The organism is Nonomuraea turkmeniaca (genome assembly GCF_005889735.1).
Classification (GTDB): domain Bacteria; phylum Actinomycetota; class Actinomycetes; order Streptosporangiales; family Streptosporangiaceae; genus Nonomuraea; species Nonomuraea turkmeniaca.
In genome coordinates, this window is sequence record NZ_VCKY01000428.1 from 1 (window position 1) to 4,069 (window position 4,069).

Below are 4,069 nucleotides of genomic sequence, written 5' to 3' on the forward strand. Positions count from 1 at the left end.
TCCCTGGGCCGACCGGTCGCCCCTCCCCTCAGGCACCCTTCCAGCAGGGCGCGCTGGCGCAGGTGCCGGTGCCGCTGCCGACCCAGTGCCACGTGACGATCGTCGGCCCACGGCGCAAGGCCGACCTGGCGCTGCCCGCCGACATCCCGCTGCCGAACGTGCTGCCGGGCATCCTCCGCGCGCTGGGCGAAGTGGGCGGAGACCACGCCGCCGCTCCGGGATGGACGTTGCAGCGGCTCGGCGGGGCGCCATTCGATCTGGGGCAGAGCCTGGGCGCGGCGGGCGTGCTCGACGGCGAGATCCTCTACCTCAGGCCGCGCGAGGCCATCCTGCCGCCCGCTCTCTACGACGACGTGGCGGACGTGGTCGCCACCGGCGTGAGCGAGGGCCGGGGCTCCTGGTCGGCCAAGCACACCAGAGCCATGGGTGCGAGCGGCGCCATGGGACTGCTCATGCTGGGCGCGCTCGGCCTGGCCCTGTCCGGCATGCCGGGGCTGACCATCCCGATCGTGGCCGCGCTGCTGGCGTTGCTGCTGGTCGTCACCGGCACGCTGCTGTCACGGGCGGTCGGCGACTCGCTGGCCGGTGCGCTGATCGGGCACGCCGCGTTGCCGTACGGGTTCGTCGCGGGCCTGTTCGCGCCGGGCACCGCGGCGGGGTTCGGCGCGCCGCACCTGCTGGCGGCGCTGGCCTGCACGGCACTGGTGGCCGCGCTCGGCGGCGCGCTGATCTCCGACGGCGTTCCAGGCTTCCTTGGCACGGCCGTCGCCGCCACGGTCATCGGCATCGGCGCGGCGGCGGTGATGGTGTGGTCGGCGCCGCCGGCCGGGGTGGCGGCGCTGACCATCGCCCTGCTGCTGGCGTTCAGCCCGGTGGTGCCCACGCTGTCGTTCAAGCTCGCGAAGGTGCCGCTGCCGGCCATGCCGACCACCGCCGAAGAGCTGCGCAGTGACAACCAGCGCCTCGACGCGTCGGCCATCCAGGAACGCACCAAGATCGCGCAGCGCTACGCCACCGGCATGATCGCGGCGATCGGTCTCACGGCGCTGGTCACGCAGGTGCTGCTCGTGCTCGACGGCGACTGGGTGTCGGCCGTCATGATGGTGTCGCTGTCGCTCACGCTGATCATGCGTGCCCGGGTCTTCCGCGGGCTCGGGCAGCGGATCTGGTTCATCGGCACGGGCCTGGCGGGGTTCGCCATGCTCGCGCTGTCCCTGGTCGGCCAGGGAGGGGTCGTCGGGTCGCTGGCCGTGGCCATCGGAGTGCTCTGGCTGGCGCTGACGACCGTGGGCATCGGGGTCTGGCTGGCGACGGGGAAACCCTCGCCGTTCTGGGGACGCGCGGCCGACATCTTGGACTGGGCGCTGATCGTCCAGCTTTTCCCGCTCGCGCTGGGTGTGCTCGAGGTCTACACGTGGGTGCGCGGGCTGTCCGGCTGATCTGTGCAGGGAGGTAGTGGGATGCAGGAGTTCGGAGACTTCGCGAACATCGACATCGACAAGTTGCTGAAGGGCGTTGACGAACAGTTCGTGCTCATGGAGAAGTTCCAGCGGGACATAGGCACGTACGTCGGCCGCGCGCAGGACGAGAACGGCATGGTCACCGTGGAGTACGACCATCAGGGCGTGCGCGAGTTGGAGCTGCACCCCAAGGCGATGCGCATGGCCTCGGGCGAGCTGGCCGACTTGATCAAGACGGCGATCGCGGACGCCACAGCGGACTTCCAGAAGCAGCTCAGCGCCGCCATGGGCGAGCTGTTCGGCGATGACGCCGATCAGATGAAATTCGTCAACAACCCCGACGCCGCGCTCACCAAGATCAAAGAGGCGGGGGCGCTCCACGAGCAGGCGTTCACGGACGTGATGGGTCAGCTCGATCGAATCCGCCGCCGGCTGAACCTTTGACGGGTCCGCCCACCGTCGAGGGTCCCGCTTGTCACCGCATGCTAGGCCATCCACCAGGGCGTTCATCCAATAGTTGCCAGAGCGCGACTGATCCGTAATTTGGGATTTCTGGGAATTGCGGGGCCAATGGTGGCTAACATGCCATTTGAGGTTGATCGCGGGGGTAGTCGGTTCCAATCAGGGGGTGGCCGCCCGCCGTAACAGCAACGCAGTATCGACTTGGAGGTCAAGGTGGCACTGTACGGGGCCAGCCCTACTCAGTTGACGAACGCGGCAGGCTACTGCCAGGACACCGCCCAGTACATCGAGGGCATGCGGTTGCGGGTCGAGGAGATCAAGGCCGGACTCACCACCGAAGGCTGGAAAGGCGGCGCCTCGGAGAAGTTCGCCACAGCCCTCACGCAGTGGGACACCGAGTTCAAGGGGGTCATTCAGATCCTCGAGGACATCTACGACCGGCTCAACATGGGCGCCGGCGTCTACCGGAACGCCGCCGACCAGAACATGGACATCGCCGGCGGCTTCGCCGGAGCCGGTGAAGTCGGCGGTCGCATCGACTCCCTCATCAACGCCAACCACGCCAACCGCTGAGCAGGACGGAGAACACCATGTCCATGGCTGACGACTACACATACGTCAAGTTCGGCTCGATGGAGCAGGCCTACGAGGAGCTCAAGAAGATCGTCACCGAGCTCGACCGGGCCACCGACGACCTGTACGCGGACATCCAGAAGGAGCTCGGAACCAGCTGGGAAGGCGACGCCGAGACGTTCTTCGAGGGCAAGCGCCAAAAGTGGAACGAGCACGAGAAGGCGATGGGCCAACAGCTGTTCCAGGCCGCGACGGCGGTCAGCATCGCCAAGGGCAACTATGAGAACGCCGAGCGGCGCAACATCAGCATCTGGACGGACTAGCCCGGCTCGTCCTCTTCTCGGTCATCGCTGCGGCGCGGTGGCCGAGAGTTCTGTTCGTAGGGGGAAGCATGGCTGAGCAGGAACACAACGGGAGCGGAAGCGACGGCTCGCCACCGGCGGATACAGGTCTGTTCGATGAGCGGTACAACTCGCCGAAGGCCATACGGACCATCGCCGAGGAGATGAGGGCCAACCTCGACGCCCTGCTCGTCGAGAGCGAGCGCGAGCGGCTGGACCTGACTCTCAACCAGCTCTCGTCGGGCAGCGACCTCACCACCGAACATCTCGGCACGTGGTCTGACGCCCAGACCTTCGCGCGAACCGTGGGCTCGGAGAACGCGGGCGCGAAGTTCGGCGAGGTGTACCGGAAGTTCATCTCCGCGTACCAGAAAGTGGTCGAGGCTGTCGAGATCAGTGCCGACAACCATGACAGAGCGCGTCGGGAAAACGAGGGTAATGCCTGATGGCTGAAGAGGACGTCCTCAAGATCCGGCTCGAGCGGCCACCGGGCGAGTTTCCCGACTACGACAAGAAGAAGGAGCACATCAAGGGGCTGCTCCTGAGCACCAACCCCCTCTACGTCGGCGGTGCCGGGCAAACGTACAAAATGGCATCGGACAAGATCAAGGAGGCGGTCGACCTCATCTGGGAGCACTCTCCCAAGCTCATCGAGATCTGGAAGGGGCCGGACGCCGAGCTGGCCAGGGAGGCGCTGGAGAAGCTGTATACCACCGGCGAGGAACTGAAGACCAAGCTCTCCAAGATGAGCGGGGTGCTGGAGACGTACGCCGGCAAGGTCGAGGAGGCCCTGGTCAAGGTCGACGAGGAGGTGAACGTCCCGGCCGGAGTGTCCGCCGACGGCACGGATCCCGACTGGGTCAAGGCGCAGCTCGAGGACGCGCACGCCCGGCAAACGTTGTATGACCTGAACCAGCAGATCGTCACCATCTACGAGGATGTCCCGGACGAGATCGCCTACGACCTCCCGACGGTCAACCTCCCCAGCGAGCCTCTTGACACCGAGGATCCGAACTACCCCACGGATACCACGCCGTACGACCCGGTTTCCAACACTGACGATTCCGGCGGTTCCTATTACACCGGCGGATCGGGCGCGGGCTCGACCGATACCGGTGACACCGCCGGCGGGTCCAACCCAGGTGGCTCCAATCCAGGTGGCACCAACCCAGGTGGCACCGACCCTGACGACTCCACCACCCCCGACCCGAACACTCCGGACGATCCGGCCCC

General features: G+C 66.8%; 5 protein-coding genes and 1 pseudogene. All 6 read left to right on the top strand.

Annotated elements, in window-relative coordinates:
• Window positions 1-1,439, top strand: a 1,439-nt coding sequence (gene eccD, locus ETD86_RS52920) for a type VII secretion integral membrane protein EccD (protein ID WP_342779372.1), incomplete at its 5' end; no start/stop codon positions are given.
• Between the two features lie 21 nt (window positions 1,440-1,460).
• Window positions 1,461-1,904, top strand: a complete 444-nt coding sequence (locus ETD86_RS52925; RefSeq protein ID WP_138674166.1) for a YbaB/EbfC family nucleoid-associated protein — start codon at window positions 1,461-1,463, stop codon at window positions 1,902-1,904.
• A 261-nt stretch (window positions 1,905-2,165) separates the two neighbouring features.
• On the top strand, window positions 2,166-2,495 hold the full coding sequence (locus tag ETD86_RS52930) for a WXG100 family type VII secretion target (protein ID WP_170223788.1): 330 nt from the start codon (window positions 2,166-2,168) through the stop codon (window positions 2,493-2,495).
• A 17-nt stretch (window positions 2,496-2,512) separates the two neighbouring features.
• Window positions 2,513-2,818, top strand: a complete 306-nt coding sequence (locus ETD86_RS52935) for a WXG100 family type VII secretion target (protein WP_138674168.1) — start codon at window positions 2,513-2,515, stop codon at window positions 2,816-2,818.
• 68 nt (window positions 2,819-2,886) lie between these two features.
• Window positions 2,887-3,282 carry a hypothetical protein gene (locus ETD86_RS52940; protein ID WP_138674169.1) on the top strand — a complete coding sequence of 132 codons (396 nt, stop codon included), beginning with the start codon at window positions 2,887-2,889 and terminating at the stop codon, window positions 3,280-3,282.
• A pseudogene (locus ETD86_RS52945) lies at window positions 3,282-4,069 on the top strand (hypothetical protein); the annotation flags it as partial. The gene ETD86_RS52940 and the pseudogene ETD86_RS52945, both read left to right, overlap by 1 nt.

Excerpts from the sequence above, each read along its gene's own strand:
- ETD86_RS52925 (WP_138674166.1), top strand. The coding sequence starts at position 1,461 with ATGCAGGAGTTCGGAGACTTCGCGAACATCGACATCGACAAGTTGCTG.
- ETD86_RS52935 (WP_138674168.1), top strand. The coding sequence starts at position 2,513 with ATGTCCATGGCTGACGACTACACATACGTCAAGTTCGGCTCGATGGAG.
- ETD86_RS52940 (WP_138674169.1), top strand. The coding sequence starts at position 2,887 with ATGGCTGAGCAGGAACACAACGGGAGCGGAAGCGACGGCTCGCCACCG.